This is a genomic window from Streptomyces sp. NPDC002851 (assembly GCF_053591935.1).
Genome location: NZ_JBSFUT010000018.1, coordinates 37,111 through 54,775 on the forward strand (window position 1 = coordinate 37,111; position 17,665 = coordinate 54,775).

Annotated in this window: 19 protein-coding genes and 1 pseudogene; 9 read left to right on the top strand and 11 right to left on the bottom strand. The window is 70.6% G+C overall.

Annotated features, from left to right (window positions below; genetic code table 11):
* Positions 1-166 precede the first annotated feature (166 nt).
* The 3 genes from ACWD10_RS20155 to ACWD10_RS20165 all read left to right on the top strand — a co-directional run bounded on the left by ACWD10_RS20155 (position 167) and on the right by ACWD10_RS20165 (position 2,508).
* Positions 167-1,096, top strand: a complete 930-nt coding sequence (locus ACWD10_RS20155; protein ID WP_451092774.1) for a multicopper oxidase domain-containing protein — start codon at positions 167-169, stop codon at positions 1,094-1,096.
* Positions 1,097-1,159: 63 nt separating this feature from the next.
* On the top strand, positions 1,160-1,879 hold the full coding sequence (locus ACWD10_RS20160) for a multicopper oxidase family protein (protein WP_451092776.1): 720 nt from the start codon (positions 1,160-1,162) through the stop codon (positions 1,877-1,879).
* Positions 1,876-2,508, top strand: coding sequence for a hypothetical protein (locus ACWD10_RS20165; protein WP_451092778.1), 633 nt, complete (start codon positions 1,876-1,878; stop codon positions 2,506-2,508). The genes ACWD10_RS20160 and ACWD10_RS20165 overlap by 4 nt, the downstream gene beginning before the upstream one ends.
* A gap of 57 nt (positions 2,509-2,565) precedes the next feature.
* Here the strand turns inward: ACWD10_RS20165 and ACWD10_RS20170 are convergent, their stop codons facing one another.
* The 5 genes from ACWD10_RS20170 to ACWD10_RS20190 all read right to left on the bottom strand — a co-directional run bounded on the left by ACWD10_RS20170 (position 2,566) and on the right by ACWD10_RS20190 (position 7,125).
* A complete protein-coding gene (locus ACWD10_RS20170; protein ID WP_451092780.1) occupies positions 2,566-2,862 on the bottom strand; it encodes a hypothetical protein in 297 nt (98 codons plus the stop codon).
* Between the two features lie 600 nt (positions 2,863-3,462).
* The gene (locus ACWD10_RS20175; protein ID WP_451092782.1) at positions 3,463-4,182 is read right to left on the bottom strand and encodes a spermidine synthase; all 720 of its coding nucleotides are present in this window, start codon (positions 4,180-4,182) and stop codon (positions 3,463-3,465) included.
* Between the two features lie 86 nt (positions 4,183-4,268).
* Entirely contained in the window at positions 4,269-5,954 is a 1,686-nt protein-coding gene (locus ACWD10_RS20180) for a ribonuclease J (protein ID WP_451092784.1), read from the bottom strand.
* A 68-nt stretch (positions 5,955-6,022) separates the two neighbouring features.
* Entirely contained in the window at positions 6,023-6,235 is a 213-nt protein-coding gene (locus ACWD10_RS20185) for a hypothetical protein (RefSeq protein ID WP_451092786.1), read from the bottom strand.
* Between the two features lie 446 nt (positions 6,236-6,681).
* Positions 6,682-7,125, bottom strand: a complete 444-nt coding sequence (locus tag ACWD10_RS20190) for a hypothetical protein (protein WP_451092788.1) — start codon at positions 7,123-7,125, stop codon at positions 6,682-6,684.
* 128 nt (positions 7,126-7,253) lie between these two features.
* Between ACWD10_RS20190 and ACWD10_RS20195 the strand changes: the two genes are divergently transcribed.
* Both ACWD10_RS20195 and ACWD10_RS20200 read left to right on the top strand, forming a co-directional pair.
* Positions 7,254-7,376: a hypothetical protein gene (locus ACWD10_RS20195; protein ID WP_451092790.1), complete on the top strand. Its 123-nt coding sequence runs from the start codon at positions 7,254-7,256 to the stop codon at positions 7,374-7,376.
* Positions 7,377-7,946: 570 nt separating this feature from the next.
* Entirely contained in the window at positions 7,947-8,378 is a 432-nt protein-coding gene (locus ACWD10_RS20200; protein ID WP_451092792.1) for a VOC family protein, read from the top strand.
* A gap of 52 nt (positions 8,379-8,430) precedes the next feature.
* Here the strand turns inward: ACWD10_RS20200 and ACWD10_RS20205 are convergent, their stop codons facing one another.
* The gene (locus ACWD10_RS20205; protein ID WP_451092794.1) at positions 8,431-8,832 is read right to left on the bottom strand and encodes a MerR family transcriptional regulator; all 402 of its coding nucleotides are present in this window, start codon (positions 8,830-8,832) and stop codon (positions 8,431-8,433) included.
* A 422-nt stretch (positions 8,833-9,254) separates the two neighbouring features.
* On the opposite strand from ACWD10_RS20205, the gene ACWD10_RS20210 reads away from it, so the two are divergent.
* On the top strand, positions 9,255-10,757 hold the full coding sequence (locus ACWD10_RS20210; protein ID WP_451092796.1) for a SulP family inorganic anion transporter: 1,503 nt from the start codon (positions 9,255-9,257) through the stop codon (positions 10,755-10,757).
* 276 nt (positions 10,758-11,033) lie between these two features.
* Entirely contained in the window at positions 11,034-12,218 is a 1,185-nt protein-coding gene (locus ACWD10_RS20215; RefSeq protein ID WP_451092798.1) for an MFS transporter, read from the top strand.
* A gap of 8 nt (positions 12,219-12,226) precedes the next feature.
* On the opposite strand, the gene ACWD10_RS20220 is transcribed toward ACWD10_RS20215, so the two are convergent.
* The 4 genes from ACWD10_RS20220 to ACWD10_RS20235 all read right to left on the bottom strand — a co-directional run bounded on the left by ACWD10_RS20220 (position 12,227) and on the right by ACWD10_RS20235 (position 15,034).
* Positions 12,227-12,556 (bottom strand): hypothetical protein, encoded by a 330-nt coding sequence (locus tag ACWD10_RS20220; RefSeq protein WP_451092800.1) that lies wholly within the window; start codon positions 12,554-12,556, stop codon positions 12,227-12,229.
* A gap of 57 nt (positions 12,557-12,613) precedes the next feature.
* Positions 12,614-12,817, bottom strand: coding sequence for a hypothetical protein (locus ACWD10_RS20225; protein WP_451092802.1), 204 nt, complete (start codon positions 12,815-12,817; stop codon positions 12,614-12,616).
* 166 nt (positions 12,818-12,983) lie between these two features.
* Complete coding sequence (locus ACWD10_RS20230; RefSeq protein WP_451092804.1) at positions 12,984-14,594, bottom strand: peptide chain release factor 3; 1,611 nt, start codon at positions 14,592-14,594, stop codon at positions 12,984-12,986.
* Positions 14,591-15,034, bottom strand: coding sequence for a MerR family transcriptional regulator (locus ACWD10_RS20235; protein WP_451092806.1), 444 nt, complete (start codon positions 15,032-15,034; stop codon positions 14,591-14,593). The genes ACWD10_RS20230 and ACWD10_RS20235 overlap by 4 nt, the downstream gene beginning before the upstream one ends.
* A 210-nt stretch (positions 15,035-15,244) precedes the next feature.
* Here ACWD10_RS20235 and ACWD10_RS20240 point away from each other — a divergent pair, with 210 nt between their 5' ends.
* The gene (locus tag ACWD10_RS20240; RefSeq protein ID WP_451092808.1) at positions 15,245-15,883 is read left to right on the top strand and encodes an antibiotic biosynthesis monooxygenase; all 639 of its coding nucleotides are present in this window, start codon (positions 15,245-15,247) and stop codon (positions 15,881-15,883) included.
* 25 nt (positions 15,884-15,908) lie between these two features.
* Here the strand turns inward: ACWD10_RS20240 and ACWD10_RS20245 are convergent, their stop codons facing one another.
* On the bottom strand, positions 15,909-16,301 hold the full coding sequence (locus ACWD10_RS20245) for a hypothetical protein (protein WP_451092810.1): 393 nt from the start codon (positions 16,299-16,301) through the stop codon (positions 15,909-15,911).
* Between the two features lie 40 nt (positions 16,302-16,341).
* Here ACWD10_RS20245 and ACWD10_RS20250 point away from each other — a divergent pair.
* A pseudogene (locus ACWD10_RS20250) lies at positions 16,342-17,224 on the top strand (ABC transporter ATP-binding protein); the annotation flags it as partial.
* Positions 17,225-17,665: the final 441 nt, after the last annotated feature.

Consider the following 17,665-nt stretch of genomic DNA (forward strand, 5'->3'; position numbering starts at 1 on the left):
CCTCCCCGCGCCGTCGCCGAGTGCCGTCCCGCACGCCGGACGAGTGAACTCCGCCCGATGCAGGAAAACGGTGCCGCCAACAGGGGTTACCCGTGCGAACGATGAAGCAGCCGAACGATGAGCAGCGGTACGGGCAGCGGCACGGGTACGAGGGAGCACACACACCTTGAGCGACAGCCAGCGCGGGATCATGTCACGGCGGGGGCTCCTCACCACGCTGGGCGGCGTCGGAGCCGGTGGCGCCCTGATGGGGGTGGGCGGCTGGGCGCGGGCGGGCCTGAACGATACGCCCATGGCCACCTCCGGCATCGGGGCGCCGCTGCGGGATCTGCCGGAGGTCCGCAGCCGGAGCGGGCTCCTCGACCACACGCTCACGGTGGCGGCGGCCCGGCCCGCGGTCGGCGGACGCCGGCTGCATCTGGACACGTACGACGGCCAGTTGCCCGGCGTACTGCTGCGCATCCGGCCCGGCGACCAGGTCCGTCTGGAGCTACGCAACCGGATGCTGCCGACCGGAGTGCCGCTCAACGCGCTCCCACCCGTCTGCGCCGACGAGGCCCAGGCGCAGGCGCGCGACCACGGCGTTCTCGACGGCGCGCCGCACTGCCTGCCCGAGGCCGTCCACGGCCTGGCCGAAGATCACACGGTGCCGCAGCAGGCGATCACCACCAACCTGCACACCCACGGTCTGCAGGTCTCCCCCGCGGGCCCCGCCGACAATGTCTTCGTCCGCGTGGGCCCGCTCGGCTCCCACCAGTACGTGTACGCCGTCCCGGACGACCACCCCGCGGGCCTGCACTGGTACCACCCGCACCACCACGGCTCCACGACCCACCAGGCCTGGTCCGGGCTGGCGGGCCCGATCGTGGTCGAGGGCGATCTCGACGCCGTGCCCGAGATCGCCGATATGCGGGAGCGGACCATCGTCATCAACGCCCTGCGGATCGACGGAAACGGGGAGAACCCCACCGCCCTCGTCCTGCCCACCGGCGGCGACGACCCGTTCACCACCGTGCCCGCCGTACCGACCGACATGCTCTTTCCGCTCAACGGCCAGCTGCGCCCGGTGGCTTCGATCCGCCCCGGCGAAACGTAGCGCTGGCGCGTCCTGAACGCCGCCCCGCACCGCTCGCTGTGGCTGCATATCGAAGGCCACGCCGTGCACCAGATCGGGCAGGACGGCATCCCCTTCTACCGCCCCAAGCGAGTCCGTTCGATCATGCTGGCGTCCGCGAACCGGGCCGAATTCGTGCTGCGCGGCGGCGAGCCCGGCACCTACCGGATCTACGCCCGCGGCTACGACCAGGGGCATCCCGGAGGGGTCCGCCCGGACATCGAACTCGGCACTCTCGAGGTGACGGGCCGTCCGGCATCGGGTCGCATCCCGCGGCAGCTGGTGCGGCCGCCGCGCATGCCCGACCTGCCGGTCACCCGGCGCCGCACCCTGACGTTCTCCGGGGACATCTCCGGGAAGTACGGTGCCGGGGTCCGTTTCCTCATCGACGACAGGCTGTACGACCTGGACCGCATTGATCAGGAGGTGGAGGCCGGGACGGTGGAGGAGTGGCGGATGGTCAACGACGACGTCTTTCAGCACCCGTTGCATGTGCACGTGAATCCGTTCCAGGTCGTCGACGTGAAAGGCATCCCGCCCGGGGACGCCTCCTGGCAGACCGACCCGGACATCTGGTGGGACACGTTCCGGCTGCCGCCCAACGGCGAGTTCACGCTGCGCACGTACTTCCGGCCCGATGCGGTCGGCAAGACCGTCTTCCACTGTCACGTCCTTCCGCACGAGGACAACGGCATGATGGGCAACCTGCTCATCAATCCGCCCGGAACCCCGGGCCGCCCCTCCCACACCACCCCGTCCCGGTGACCCGGATGAGCCGCTCCCCGCGCCGCACCACGTTCGTGGTGACCGCCCTGCTCGCGGCCCTCGCCGCCCTCTCGGCCACCACCGCCATGGCCGCTCCCGGCCCCGGCCCCGGCCCCCGGCCCACGGACGGTTCGGCGTACGCGCCCACCGCACCGGGCACCAGCGCGGTCACGGCGGATCCCGGCACCCGCAGCCACCCGTATCTCTTCACCCAGGCACACCGCGACAACCTGTGGTGGTGGAACGGCACGTGGCTGCCCCAGTCCGTGCCGGACGGCGCCCACGTCCAGGTCCAGCTACCCGGCGGACCGGCCCGCTGGCAGCCGTACGCCGGACCCGGCTGCCGTACCGAGGGCACCGTCCCCGGTCTGCTCTCGCTGCCGTCCGCCCGCACCACCTATCTCGGCCAGGCACCCACCCTGCCCAACGAGGGCCGCATCGACGGCTACAGCGATCTGCAGCGCTTCGATTACACCGTGCACGGCCAGGGCATCGCCCGCATCTGCCTGCGGCCCGACCCGATGCTGACGCACCCCCAGGACATCGGCCTGGGCAACGGCAAAGCCGACCCGTACGTACTCAGCCTGCTCGTCGGTATCCCACAGCTCAGCCTCTCCGCACCCCTCTAGGCGGCGGCCGGTAGCCAGCAGCCGCGACGAGTGCCGCCCGGAACGGCGGACGCGCGCTCAGCGCGCACGCGCGGTCGCCGTGGTCTCGTCCCGGCGGACCGTCGAGTTGGGGCAGCAGTCATCGGGCCCGGCCAGGCCGAGGCGGCGACGGCGGTGGCAGCGCAGCGCCCGACCGGCCGCGATACCCATCACCAGCGCCCCGATGGCGAGCAGCCACACACTGCCGAGGAGAGCACCGGTGATCACCACGGCAAGGCCCGGCACGATGAGCGGGCCGCCGCAGCCGCACACGGTCCGCGAGGTGGCGGCCAGTGTGGCGAACGCGCCGGACGGGGCGGGGACTTGGTTCGGCATGGCTCCTCCAAGGCTCCTCCGAGGCTCCTCCAAGGGGGCGCCGATTCAGCGGCCCGCGCCGGGGCTCCGAAAGAACGCGCCCCTCGACGCGGCTCTCGCATGTCGCGTCGCGTGGCTGAGCCGTGGCGATGCCCTCGACTTCACCGGCTTCCCCACGCACCGGAAACCCGCCCAACGACCGGCGTCATTCCGTGCGCCGGTACGGAAGGGCGAGGTGAGGCGATGAAAGGGGGAGGCCGGGCGCGGCGTGGAATGCGGTGGATGGGTCGGCGGGTTCCCGGCCCGTGGGAGAGGACGTGCCGCGAGCTCCTCGGCCCAGAATTCGCAGGGGGATCGTCCCAGAACCAGACGTGTGGCGACTGGTGTCGGGCCGAGGTCATAGCGATGGAGACTACCGGGCCAGGCGCTCATCCCGAGTGCGGCGGCGAGGCCAGTGCCGTCCACGACGGACGTGTCGTTTGCTGGTCCGGGACGCTGTGCGTGGTGGGCTGGGGTGGCCGGGTGCTTCATAGCCGTCCGGAGAGACCACGTGGGTGTCATGGGCGCCCAGGGCGTGGGCTTGGCGGGTGCGAGGCCCGCCGCTCGCGGGGCGTTGCGGGCCTATCCGGATGTCTGCGCCACGTAGACCGTGTTGGTGGCCGTGCCCCCTTGCAGCGGGTTGGCGAACTCCACGACGTGGGCGTCCGATGCGGCGAAGACCTCCGCGAGGGCCGCGCCGAATTCGGCGTCCGGCGGGTCGTTCGACCACAGGGCGAACACGCCGCCGGGGTGGAGGTGGTCGGCCAGGGCGCGGAGTCCGGCCGGGCGGTAGAGCGCGGCGTGACGCGGGTGCAGCACGTGGCGCGGTGAATGGTCGACGTCGAGGAGGATGGCATGGAAGCGCCGTCCCGGCTCCTGCGGGTCAAGCCCCGCGGCATCGGCGGCCAGGGCGAAGAAGTCGCCGTGGATCAGGCGGCAGCGTGGGTCCGAGGTCAGGCCGGGCCCGAGGGGTACGAGGCCCTTGCGGTGCCACTCGATGACCTCGGCCAGGGCGTCGACCACGACCAGGGAGCGGACGCGCGGGTCGTCCAGGGCCTCGCGGGCCGTGAAGCCGAGGCCCAATCCGCCTACGGCGACGTCGAGTTCGGCGCCCGGCAGCGGCGCCAGGCCCAGGCGGGCGAGGTCCTGCTCGGCGGTGGTGAAGAGGCTCGACATGAGGAACTCTTCGCCGAGTTTCACCTCGTGCACGTCGTGGCCCGTCATCGGGTCCCGGCGGCGCCGCAGGCTGAGGTCACCCATGGGCGTCGGACGCCAGTCGATCTCCTGGAAGCGTGTGCTCATCTGTGCGCCTTTCGCGGGCATGGCGGGGGCGGCCTTGGCGAAGTGGTCGACGTGGGCGGGGTGTCAGGCGTCGATTGGGCGGGGTGTCAGGCGTCGATGATGACGGGGATCACCAAGGGCTTGCGGCGGTGCGTGCGGTACGCCCAGTTCGCCACGGCGCGGGCGAGGAGCTGTTCGAGCTGGTGCGCGTCGCCGACGCCCTCTTCGGCCGCGGTGGCGAGGGTCTTCTCGATCACGGGGATGACCGGTTCGAAGGTGGCGTCGTCGTGGACGAAACCGCGGGCCAGGAAGTCGGGGGGCTCGGTGAGCGCGCCGGTGTCGGCGTCGACGAGGGCGACGACGGTGACGACGCCTTCCTCGGCGAGGGTGAGGCGGTCCTTGAGGGAGGCTTCGGTGGCGCCGCCGACCTCCATGCCGTCGACGTAGACATTGCCGGCGGGCACCTTGCCGGTGATCCTTGCGTGGCCGTCGACGAGGTCGACGACGACACCGTCCTCGGCGATCACCACACGGTCGGGATCGACGCCGGTACGGATCGCCAGGTCGGCGTTGGCCCGCATGTGCTTCCACTCGCCGTGGACGGGCATCACGTTGCGGGGCCGCACGATGTTGTAGCAGTAGACGAGCTCGCCCGCGCTGGCGTGGCCGGAGACATGCACCTTGGCGTTGCCCTTGTGGACGACGTGGGCACCCCAGCGGGTCAGGCCGTTGATGACGCGGTAGATGGCGTTCTCGTTGCCGGGGATGAGGGAGCTGGCGAGCAGGACGGTGTCGCCCTTGCCGACGCGGATCATGTGGTCGCGATTCGCCATGCGGGACAGGGCGGCCATCGGTTCGCCCTGGGATCCGGTGCACACCAGGGTGGCCTTGTGGTCGGGCAGCTTCTCCAGCTCCTTCGTGCTCACCACCAGGCCGGAGGGGACCTTGAGATAGCCCAGTTCGCGGGCGATGCCCATGTTGCGCACCATGGACCGGCCGACGAACGCGACCTTGCGGCCGTACTCGTGCGCGGCGTCCAGGACTTGCTGGATGCGGTGCACATGGCTGGCGAAGCTGGAGACGATGACCCGGCGCGGGGCGGTACGCATGACCTGGTCGATGGCGGGGGTCAACTCGCGCTCGGAGGTGGTGAAGCCGGGCACCTCGGCGTTGGTGGAGTCGGTGAGGAACAGGTCGACGCCCTCCTCGCCGAGGCGGGCGAAGGCCCGCAGATCGGTGATCCGGTCGTCCAGCGGGAACTGGTCCATCTTGAAGTCGCCGGTGTGCAGCACCATCCCCGCACCGGTGCGGATCGCGACCGCGAGACCGTCCGGGATGGAGTGGTTGACCGCCACGAACTCGCAGTCGAAGGGCCCGAATCCACGCCGGTCTCCCTCGCGCACCCGCACCGTGCGGGGCGTGATGTGGTGCTCCTTGAGCTTGGCCTCCAGGAAGGCGAGGGTGAGCTTCGAGCCGACGACGGGGATGTCGCGTCGCTCGCGCAGCAGATAGGGCACGCCCCCGATGTGGTCTTCGTGGCCGTGCGTCAGAACCAGGGCCACGATGTCGTCCAGGCGGTCCCTGATCGACGTGAAGTCCGGCAGGATCACGTCCACGCCGGGCTGGTTCTCCTCGGGGAACAGGACCCCGCAGTCGACGACGAGCAGCTTGCCGGCGTGCTCGAAAACGGTCATGTTGCGGCCGACCTCGCCGAGGCCGCCCAGGGCGACGACCCTCAACCCCCCTTCGGCCAGTGGCGGGGCGGGCTTCAGCTCCGGATGCGGATGACTCATACCCTCACGTTACCGGAGAGTCGCCCCGGGTTGATCCACAACCTCTCGGATCCGTCACCGGAGGCCGGTCAGTCGCCCTCCGGAACGTCCGGCATCAGGTGCCACAGAGACGACAGCGACCGCATCCGTACGCGCAGGGAGAGGCGTTCGAGCAGCGTCACGACTTCCAGGCGAGCCCCGGACTTCCGTGCAGCGGCGGCCAGTTCGTCCCTGCCGATCCAGCCGGACCCGAATGCCGAGCACACGCACGCACTGACCTCACGCCGCGTCACCACCGACATGTCCACCCTCCCATCACCCCTCAAAGCCTACCGTTACGTGAGGGTAGACTTGGAGGGGTCCCGAGCAAAGCGGGCGGAGGCAAGACGCAGGTCGACTCGAGCAAGGTGGCGACCCCGGCCATGAGTGATGGAGGACCAACCCGGGGCCGCCGCGCCGACCGGACCTGCCTAGGGGCGACCGACGCGCAAACTCTATCGCAACGGAAGAGTCCTGGGGCATCCCGGCCGAGCCAGTAGGCACTTCGCACGTCGATAACACTCCCGCTAGGTTAGAGATGCGTGTCGGTGACGCAGTCACGGATCCCGCTCCGGGCCACAGGGGCGGGAACCGGTCGGCGGATCCGAGGCGGCCGCAGGCGGCTGCCGTCCGCGAGACCGCAGCCCTGCCCTGACCGCAGCCGGTCTCGCGGGCCCCACCCCGTCCCGGACGTGACCCCTACACCCCCTCACCACGCACCCAGCACCCAGCACCCAGCACCCAGCACCCCGAGAGTGCCCCAAGGAGCCCGCATGTGCGCGGCTGGAACCGCACGGACCGGGAGCGGGCCCGCGCACTGCGGGAGCGCCTGTCCCATCACGCTGTCGACACCGTCGAGTTGAGCCCGGTGCCGGAGGCGGAGGAACGCCATCGCACTCCCGGCGGACGGCGCAGGCCGCGGGTCGATCTGCTGGTGCACGCCGGCGGCTCCCAGGGCGAGCAGGCCCGGCGGGCGGCAGCCCTGTGGCGGCTGCCGCTGCTCATCGAGCGCGAAGACGGCGACGGTGAGGGCGGGCTGAACGCCTTCGGCGCGCACCGCCGGGCGGCCATCGGAGTGCGTCTCACCGGCGGCGGTTTCGATGTCGCCGTGCGGGAAGTGACACTCGTATCGCTGCAGCCCCAGGCCGGTCATGCGCACCTGATTCTCGACAACGAGAAGGTCACCGCCCCCGCCGACCGGCCCTTGACGGCCGGCCTGACGCCGGACGGCATGCTGGAGGTGCGCGGCGACACCTTCGGGGCACCCGCCGGGTGCGGCGCATGCGCTATGAACGCCCGTGGGGCATCTGCCGCCTTGACGTCGACGGCACCCCGGCCCACGACGTGCGCGCCCCGCTGCGCCTGGAAGCCCTGCCCGGCTGCCTGCATCTGCTGCACCCGTGAACGGAGCGGAACGCCGTCGGGGGTGTGGCCCCGGGTCGCACGGGGGAACGAACGCCGGGGCCGCGGTCGGCGCTTCACCAGTCTCACGCGCCGACCGGCCGCATCCTAACCTCACGCAGCGTCAGGATGTGACCAGGGAGGCGTACCTCTCGACTGCCGCTCAACAGACCTTGATTCAGGCCCTGGAGATCCGCAGGCGACTTGCACCAGAACTCTACCCTTGCGTTAGAGTAGTGTTGCTCGCCGACCCCGTCGGCCTGCTTCCGCAAGCCGTTCCCGGGCCGTGGCCGCCTGTTGCGCCTCGGCCACCGCTCGGGGGCGGCGCCAGGACCTGCCGACCGGACCTGGCCCCGGGCAACCTCGCGCAACGGTGCGCGAAATCCTCGCGCAGCTCCCCGACCGCCGCTTCGTCCGCCTCCAGCAGCCTCCCGGCGGCTCGGCGCACCCCTTGAAAAAGGGTCGACGCACCCTGGGACGCGGCTTAGGATCTTTGTGCGGTATCGCAACGCCGTCACCGGCTGGGTGAGGCGCGGAGGTACCCCTCTGAGATGCCCATGGAGGCATTCCAGCATGGCAGTTGATCTCAACCACACCATCGTTCTCTCCCGCGACCGGGAGCAGTCCGCCCATTTCCTGGCCGACATCCTCGGCCTCAAGGTCGGTGAACCCGCGGGCATGTTCCTGCCCGTCACCACCAACAACGGCGTCACCCTCGACTTCGCCACCGTCGAGCTGGACTCCTGGCCCATCCTGCACTACGCGTTCCAGGTCACGGAGCAGGAATTCGACGCCGTCCTCGACCGGCTCATGAAGGCCGACGTCACCGTCTACGCCGACCCGCGCGCGCAGCAGCCCGGGCGGATCAATCGCAATGACGGCGGCCGCGGCGTGTACTTCCTGGACCCGTCCGGTCACGCGATGGAAGTCATCACCCGCCCCTACGGCAGCGACCCGGATTCGGAACTCAACGGCGTGACAGAAGAAGTCCCCGCGGGCGGCTGAGCACGACCCAGAACCCGGCCTCGCGTGCGGCAGCCGCCCTGCTGACGTTCGGTCAGCCCTCCGCGCCGAGCTTGCGGCGGAGGGTAGTGGCGAAGTCCTCGGCGGCCAGGAGCTGGGAGCGCAGGGTCTCGCAGCGGGCGTCGGCGACCTTGCGGTAGGAGTCGAGGCGCTCGCGCAGTCGTTCAAGGTTCTCGCCGGCGGGCGGGTCGTCGGCGGCGGCGAGGCGGGCGGTGATCTCCAGCAGGTCGCGCATCTCCTCCAGAGTGAAGTCCAGCGGCTTCATCCGGCGGATCACCATGAGTCGCTCGACGTCCGCCTCGGTGTACAGCCGGAAACCCCCCTTGCTGCGGGCGGACGGGGTGACGAGGCCGACCTCCTCGTAGTGGCGGATGGTGCGCAGCGACAGACCGGTCCGCTCGGCCACTTCACCGATCTGCATCTGCCGCTCGGTCATCTCCCGCGCCTGCCCTTCGTTGTTTCCGACGCATTTTGAATGTGTGACCTGGCTCATGTCACGTGAGGTGAATCACAGGGCCTCGAAGCCTGTTCACCTGCATTTCACAAGCCATAAGTCGCACTCTTCCCTCACGTCAGGGTAGAGTCTTCTACGTACTCAACCTCCGCCGTACAGCCGTGCGGCAGAGGCGGATCCGCCGCACCAGGCGCCCCGACCGGGCCCGGGCGGCACCTGAAGACTTCCGGGCAATGATGCCCGACCCGGCGGCCCGCACAGGCCGCCACCCCTTCGGCAGGGCCCCCGACGTGGCCGGGCCGCCGAAGACCCCGGCCCCGGTTACCGGGGCGGGATCGCGCACGAACGCGCAGGTGATCTCCGGTGACGTCCGGCGACGCGTGCGCCTGAACGGAAACGGTTGCATGTCCTCACCGCAGTCCTCCTCCCTGTCCGCGCGGCTGTCGCGCCCTGACTGGCTGGCGTCTCCGAAGGTCTTCCGTACCGAGGTGCTCGCCGGTCTCGTCGTCGCGCTCGCGCTGATCCCCGAGGCGATCTCGTTCTCGATCATCGCCGGGGTCGACCCGGCCATCGGCCTGTTCGCCTCGTTCACCATGGCCGTGGTGATCTCGATCGTCGGCGGCCGCAAGGCCATGATCTCCGCCGCCACCGGCGCGATGGCCCTGGTCATCGCCCCGCTCAATCACGAGTACGGGCTCGGCTACCTGATCGCCGCCGTCATCCTCGGCGGACTCATCCAGATCACGCTCGGCGCGCTCGGCGTCGCCAAGCTGATGCGGTTCGTGCCGCGCTCGGTAATGGTCGGCTTCGTCAACGCCCTCGCCATCCTGATCTTCATGGCCCAGGTACCCGAGATGAGCGACGTGCCCTGGCCCGTCTACCCGCTCATCGCAGGCGGCCTGCTGCTCATGGTCTTCTTCCCGAAGATCACCACCGTGATCCCGGCCCCGCTGGTCTCCATCGTCATCCTCACCGTCATCACCATCGCCGCGGGCATCGCCGTGCCGACCGTCGGCGACAAGGGCGAACTGCCCTCCTCGCTGCCGGTTCCGGGCCTGCCGGACGTGCCGTTCACGATGGACACGCTCACCACCATCGCGCCGTACGCCTTCGCCTTCGCACTCGTCGGCCTGATGGAGTCCCTGATGACCGCCAAGCTCGTCGACGACATCACCGACACCCACTCCAACAAGACCCGCGAGTCCATCGGCCAGGGCATCGCCAACATCGTCACCGGCTTCTTCGGCGGCATGGGCGGCTGCGCCATGATCGGCCAGACCATGATCAACGTGAAGACGTCCGGCGCCCGCACCCGGCTCTCCACCTTCCTGGCCGGTGTGTTCCTGCTCATCCTCGTCGTGGTGTTCGGCCCGGTCGTCTCCGACATCCCCATGGCCGCACTCGTCGCCGTCATGATCATGGTGTCCGTCGCCACCTTCGACTGGCACTCCATCCAGCCGAAGACCCTGAAGCGGATGCCGCTGGGCGAGACCACGGTCATGGTCGTCACCGTCGCGTGCGTGGTGGCCACCCACAACCTCGCCATCGGCGTCGTCGTCGGCTGCATCACCGCCATGGTGATCTTCGCCAAGCGTGTCGCCCACCTGGCCCAGGTCTCCGGCGTCGTCGACCCCGACGGCAAGCAGGTCGTCTACGCGGTCACAGGCGAACTCTTCTTCGCCTCCTCCAACGACCTCGTCTACCAGTTCAACTACAAGGACGACCCCGACGACGTGGTCATCGACCTGTCCGACGCCCACATCTGGGACGCCTCGTCGGTGGCCGCCCTGGACGCCATCGAGACCAAGTACGCCGACCGCGGCAAGAAGGTCACCATCATCGGCCTGAACCAGCCCAGCGCCGAGATGCACGACAAGCTCGCGGGACAACTCACCGCCGGGCACTGACGCCCGAGCCGGTGACGGACCGGCCGCCCTTCCCCGACCACGGACTCGCGGGGAGGGCGGTCTTCCGCGCGCGGACCGGGCCGGGAATCATGCCCTGACAAGCCCCGGACCGGGCCGCACGCGACGCTGCCGCCTGCGGCCCGCCGTGAAGAGGACCGCTGAGGAGGGACACTGCGCCGCACCACCCGGAGCCCGCGCACCACTCCCGCCGCCATCGCCGCGTCCACGGGCCGACGCTTCCACGGCTGGCGGATCGTCGGTTACAGCGCCCTGGCCATGGCGATGACCGCCCCCGGACAGACCACCGGCGTCTCCGTCTTCATCGACCCCGTCATCGCCGACCTGGGTGTCAGCCGTACGCAGGTCTCCACCGCGTATCTCATCGGCACCCTGGTCGGGGCGTGCGCGATGCCGCTCGTGGGCCGGGCCATCGACCGCTACGGGCCCCGGCGGGTCATCGGCGTCGTCGGGGCCGTCTTCGGTGCCCTGCTGGTCTCGCTCTCCCTGGTCACCGGGATCGTCGGGCTCACCGCCGGGTTCATCGGTATCCGCATGGCCGGGCAGGGTGCGCTGTCACTGGTGGCGACCACGACCGTCGCGTACTGGTTCGACCGGCGGCGCGGACTGGCGCTCGGCATCACCAGCGCGATCGGCACGGCCGGTATCTCGCTCGCGCCGCTGCTCATCGAGCGGCTCGTCTCCGCGTACGGGTGGCGCCAGGCGTGGGCCGTCGAGGGGGTCGCCGTCTGGCTGGTGGTCATCCCGCTCGCGCTCTTCGGTATCCGCAACCGGCCCGCCGACGTCGGCCAGCACGTCGACGGCATCGCCCCCGCCTCAGCGTCCGCCGCCGACGCCCCGCTGTCCGGCTGGCCGCTGCGCCGCGCGCTGCGCACCGGAGCCTTCTGGGCCATCGCCGCCTGTCTGGCCGCGAGCAGCATGCTCACCACCGGCCTGAACTTCCACCAGATCGCCCTGCTCGGGGAACGCGGCCTCACTCCCGTCGAGGCCGCCGCCAACTTCCTGCCGCAGACGGCCGCCGCGCTCCTGGCCACCCTCGCCGCCGGCGCGATCATCGACCACGTCTCCCCCAAGGTCGTCCTCACCGGCGCCATGGCGATCCTCGCCGCGGCCGTGTTCAGCGCCCGCCTCGTCGAACCCGGCTGGACCGTCATCGGCTACGGACTCCTGCTCGGCGCCTCCAGCGGACTGCTCCGCGCCGTCGAATCCGCCGCCTACCCCCGCTACTTCGGCACCGCCCACCTCGGCGCCATCCGCGGCACCGTCCACACCATCACCATCGGCGCCAGCGCCTTCGGCCCCTTGGCCATCTCCCTCGGCCACGACCTGACCGGCCACTACGGCACCGCGCTCATCGCCCTGGCCGCACTCCCGCTCGCCGCGGCCCTCGCCGTCGTCCTCACCCGCGAACCGGACCCCACACCGCCCGGCACCACCGCCTGAAGGACCGCTCACTCACACCGGCTGCCCGCGGCGGCCTGTTCCACGTCCCGGGCCCGTACCGGGCCAAGCCCCAGGAGATACGCCGTCCCGCCGAGCACCGCGCGCACGCAGCCCCGTGGCACGTACCAGGGCGAGTGGACGCGGACTTGGGACAGCGGTGCGCTTTCCATCTCCGCACCCCAGCTGTTCAACAACGTCAACCGGCCCTCGGCGACCCGCACTTGCCGGGCGAGCGTCACCCGCCGCCACCCTCTGCGGACCGGCACGTCCTGCTCCTCGAACTCCCGCTTCACCATCTCCCCCACCCCCGGAATCCACGCCTCACACGCGGAACCCATGGCCGCGTTTCCACGGCTCGGCCGTGCGCCCGGCGACGTCCGCCCCCGGGCTCGACGTCAGCGCAGCCCTGCGACCGGGTCGGAGCCGAGCCAGCCGCGGGCGCCCCAGAAGTCGACGGCCCGGCAGATGGTGCTCAGGGCCCGGCGGGCGGCGTTGGCGTCCGGGTCCGGCCAGTGACCCTCGCACCACTCCACGAGCGCGTCCGCGGTGGCGGCGTCCTCCAGCGTCGCGGGGCGCCACGCATCCACTGGGCGCGGCACTTGAGGCAGGTGATGCGGATGTCGCCCTCGTGCGGCTCACCCCGCAACTCCTCGCTCTCGCCGCACGACGGGCACTCCGTCATGCCTGCCATGCCCTGTCCTCCTGATTCTGCCCGTGGGTTGGGGTGTCTTGTGCGGGTACGTGGTGCTGGCCGGGCCGGGACGGTCAGTCGTGGGCGGCGATCAGGTGGTCCAAGCGGGCGTCGGGAAAGGCCCGTTCGAAGGATCCGGCCTGCCAGCGGTCCGGGAACAGCGCGAGGACCGCCTTGTCCCGTACGCGGGTGAGGGCCTCGCCCTTGACCAGGCGGGAGCGGTTCAGCGCCTCCGCCCCGGCGGTGTCGGTGGCCCGCGCCAGGTGGTAGGGCAGGGTCTCCAGGCGTACGGGGGCGGAGAACTCCCCCGCCATCCGCGCCGTGACCACGTCGAACTGCATCGGCCCGACGGCCGCAAGCACGGGAGCCTGGTCGCCCCGCAGGTCGGAGACGAGGACCTGGACGACGCCCTCCTCGTCCAACTGCGCGATGCCGCGGCGGAATTGCTTCGAGCGGCCGATGTCGACGGGCCGGGCGACGGCGAAGTGCTCGGGCGCGAACGTCGGCATCGGCGGGAAGACGGCGGGCCGGTCCGCGTAGAGGGTGTCGCCGACCCGCAGGGCGGCGGCGTTGACCAGGCCCACGACATCGCCGGGGTAGGCGGTGTCGACCATGGAGCGGTCCTGGCCGAAGACGCTGTGTGCGTACTTGGTGGCGAAGGGCTTGCCGGAGGCCGCGCGGGTCACGGTGGCGCCGCGCTCGAACACGCCCGAGCAAACCCGCATGAACGCGATCCGGTCCCGGTGCGAGGGGTCCATGTTGGCCTGCACCTTGAACACCAGGCCGGAGAACGGTGCGTCCACCGGCCGCGTCCCGCCGCTCTCCACCTCCCGGGCCCCCGGCGCCGGAGCCAGGTCGACCACGGCGTCGAGCAGGAGACGTACCCCGATATTGGAGATCGCGGCCCCGAAGAACACCGGCGTCGTACGGCCCGCGAGGAACTCCTCCTGGTCGTGCTCGGCGCCGTCGGCGCGCAGCAACTCCAGTTCCTCGACGGCCCGTTCCCAGTCGGCGCCCTCCTCGGTCGAGGCCCGCTCGACAGGCACCGCTTCCTCCAGGGCTTCCTGAGCGCCGCCGGGGGTGCGGGTGTAGCGCAGCATCCGCTGCGGATCGCGTACGTCGATCAGGCCGCGCAGATAGCCGGAATCGCCCACCGGCCAGGTCACCGGCGTCGGCTGGAGCCGGAACTCCCGCTCGATCTCGTCGAGGAGCTCCAGGGCCTCACGGCCGGGCCGGTCCCACTTGTTGATGAACGTGATCACCGGGATGCCGCGGTGCCGGCACACGTCGAACAGCTTGCGGGTCTGCTCCTCCAGGCCCTTGGCCGCGTCGATGAGCATCACCGCGCAGTCCACGGCGGCAAGCACCCGATAGGTGTCCTCGGAGAAGTCCGCGTGCCCGGGGGTGTCCAGGAGGTTCAGCACACAGCCCCGGTGAGCGAATTGGAGGACGGCGGAGGTGACGGAGATCCCGCGGGCCTTCTCCATCTCCATCCAGTCCGACGCCACCCCGCGCCGCCCGGACTTGCCGTGCACCGCGCCGGCCGAGGTGATCGCGTGCGCGTGCAGGGCGAGCGCCTCGGTCAGCGTGGACTTGCCCGCGTCCGGGTGGCTGATCACCGCGAACGTCCGCCGCCGGGCCGCCTCGGCCGCGGCCCGCCGCGCGGTGTCGTGCGCGCCGGTCACCGGGCGGCCTCCGGCAGCGTGTTCGTCGCCTCCATCAGGCGGGCCAGCTGCCCGTGCAGCGAGTGGGCGAACTCCTCGGCCGCCGCCAGCTCCCGGCGCAGCGCCTCGCAGCGCGCGTCCGCCTCGACCCAATACGTACGCAAACGTGCCACCAATTCCTCATACACTCGCTCATCGGCGTCCGGTGCCGAGCGGCCCGGCTCCGGCAACTGCTCCAGAACGCCCAGCAACGCCCGGACGTCGTCCAGACTGAACCCGAGCGGCCGCATCCGGGGCACCATCGCAAGGCGCCGCACATCCGCCTCCGTATAGAGCCGGAAGCCCCCCGAACTGCGCTCGCTGGGGGCGACGACGCCGACCTCTTCGTAATGCCGGATGGTGCGCAGGGACAGACCCGTGCGCGCGGACACCTCGCCGATCTGCATCAGCCGCTCGTCCACGGCCCACCACCTTGCCTCGGCTGCTCTGCGAACTACAAACCTACCTTGACGTTAGGGTAGGTTTACAAGTGTGGGAACGAGGGCAGCCCCGACAGGCCGCCGTCGTCGTCAAGCGGTGCCGGGCACCAGCCCCGTCGGTCCGGCACCGCCCCCGCACGCTCAGTTCGCGGTGCCGCAAGAGCCCTCCATCCCGCCCGACAGGAGAGCAACGTGACGGATGATCCCGCCTTCCCGCACATCGCACGCCCCGACGCACCTCTGCCCGTCATCGGCTCCACCTACGCGGGCAGCTCCAGGCAGCAACGACGCCTGGTGGACGGAGAGTTCGACGCGATCGCGCGAGGGCCGTGGGCCGATGGTCTCGCGGCGGTCACCTGGTTCCGCAGCATGGACGGCACCTCGGTCCTCAGCTGCGCACAGTGGGCCAGCACCGCGGCGCATGACGTGTACCTGCGGGCCCACGGCTTCACGGCGCCGCTGGCAGGCCCCACGGGCTACCGGCTCCACTCCAGCCTCGCCCACGACAACGAGACCCGCGTCACCGGCTGTCTGGTCACCGCCGCCTTCGACGTGGACGGACCCGAGCGGCAGCACCACTTCGTCGAGGCCGTCACCGCGGCCCAGCAGGACGACTCAGGGCACCCCGGGGCAATCTCGGCCCATTTCCTGCTCAGCCACGACGGCACCCGCGTACTGCTCTACACGGAATGGACCAGCGCCGAAGCACACACCGAGGCCGGGGAAGCCGGTGACCACGACAAGGGGCACGAGATCTTCTCCAGCACGCCCGGCGTGCGCTTCACCCACGGCAACCGTTACGACGTGTACCGCGCGCTGAGCCGCCCGTAAGCCGAGTACGGGCATCGGCCGACCGCTACCGGCCGGGACCGGTCCGCTCCAGGCGCCGGAAGAGGTCGCCGAGGCCACGCTCCAGAAGGCGGAAGGCATGCTCGGTCTGGCGCACCGCATCGGGGTAGACCGCGTCCGGGGACTCACCGGCGGCGGTGCGGCGGGAGTTCTCCGCGAACAGGACGTTCTGGGTGCCGAGGAGCTGGGCGGCCACCAGGCGTGCGGTGAACTCCGAGCTCTGCTCCTCGATCAGCGCCTGGGCCAAGAGGTCCTGGCTCAGCCCGTCGTACTGCAGGCGGCGCGCGACGAGCGCGGGGGTGGCGGTGATCAGGCGGGCCAGGCGCTGGATATCGGGCCGGTCGGAGAGGCCGGTCATCGGCTGCCGTTCGGCAAGAGCGGTCAGGATGTACGCGCGCATGGCGCCGTGCGGGGTCTGGCCGGGTTCCCGGTCGCATACGACGGCGGCGGGCTCGGCGGAGCGGGTCTTCGAGCTGCTCGACGCGGACGAGGAGCACCCGGACCCTGTATCCGCTTCCGTATCCACATCCACATCCACGGACGGCCAACCGGAGAGGGTCGCGGGCCATGTGGCCTTCGACAGCGTGTCGTTCCGCTATCACCAGGACGAGCCGCTGATCGACGACCTGCCCCTCACGGTGGAGCCGGGACAGACCGTCGCGATCGTCGGCCCCACGGGAGCCGGAAAGACCACCCTGGTCAACCTGCTCCTGCGGTTCTACGACCTGGACACCGGCCGGATCACCGTGGACGGCACCGACATCACGGCCGTACCCAGGAACGAACTGCGCCGGACCATCGGCATGGTGCTGCAGGACACCTGGCTCTTCGAAGGCACCATCGCCGACAACATCGCCTACGGCCGCCCGAAGCCACCCGCGAGGAGGTCGTCGCGGCAGCCGGCGCCGTCCACGCCGACCACCTCATCCGCACCCTGCCCGACGGCTACGACACGCTGCTCGACGGGGACGGCGACGGCGGCCTCAGCGCCGGGGAACGCCAACTGATCACCATCGCCCGGGCGTTCCTGGTCGAACCGGCGATCCTCGTCCTCGACGAGGCCACCAGCTCCTCGACACCCGCACCGAAATGCTCGTCCAGCACGCCATGGCCTCACTGCGCCAGGGCCGCACCAGCTTCGTCATCGCCCACCGCCTCTCCACCATCCGGGACGCCGACACCATCCTCGTCATGGACACCGGACGCATCGTCGAACACGGCAGCCACCAGAAGCTGCTGGCGGCCGACGGCGCGTACGCCCGGCTGTACGCCGCCCAGTTCGCCCACGATCTTGGTCGGCCCAGGAAGCTCAACCGCACCTGACGGTTGGGGTTGTCGACGTTCGTGTCCACCAAACTCCGTTAGGGCAACCGCCAGCGTAGCCGCCAAGTCGGCGCTATCCGATGCTCACTTCGTTCGGGACGAAGAGGTCGTGGGTTCAAATCCCGCTACCCCGACAGTGAAACACCAGGTCAGACCCGGTGCTGAGAGATCAGCACCGGGTCTGATTTGCTGTGCGGCCCCGTTTTGGGCGCCAACTTCGAGTTGCAGGCTCCCAGTCAGCCGACTGCCACTCAGCTCCGCCTCAGCCACCCGACGGCCCCAGTTCACCAGCTCTCCGTTCATGACATGGCCCTTGCCCAACATCACTCATGGCAGTCCAGCGCCTCTGCGTCGGCCGATTCACTGCCCCCATTCTCCGAACGCTTGATCCCCGTGAGTTAGAGCGGTGAATTCGGCGACTACGGGTGAGGGTGCGTGGCG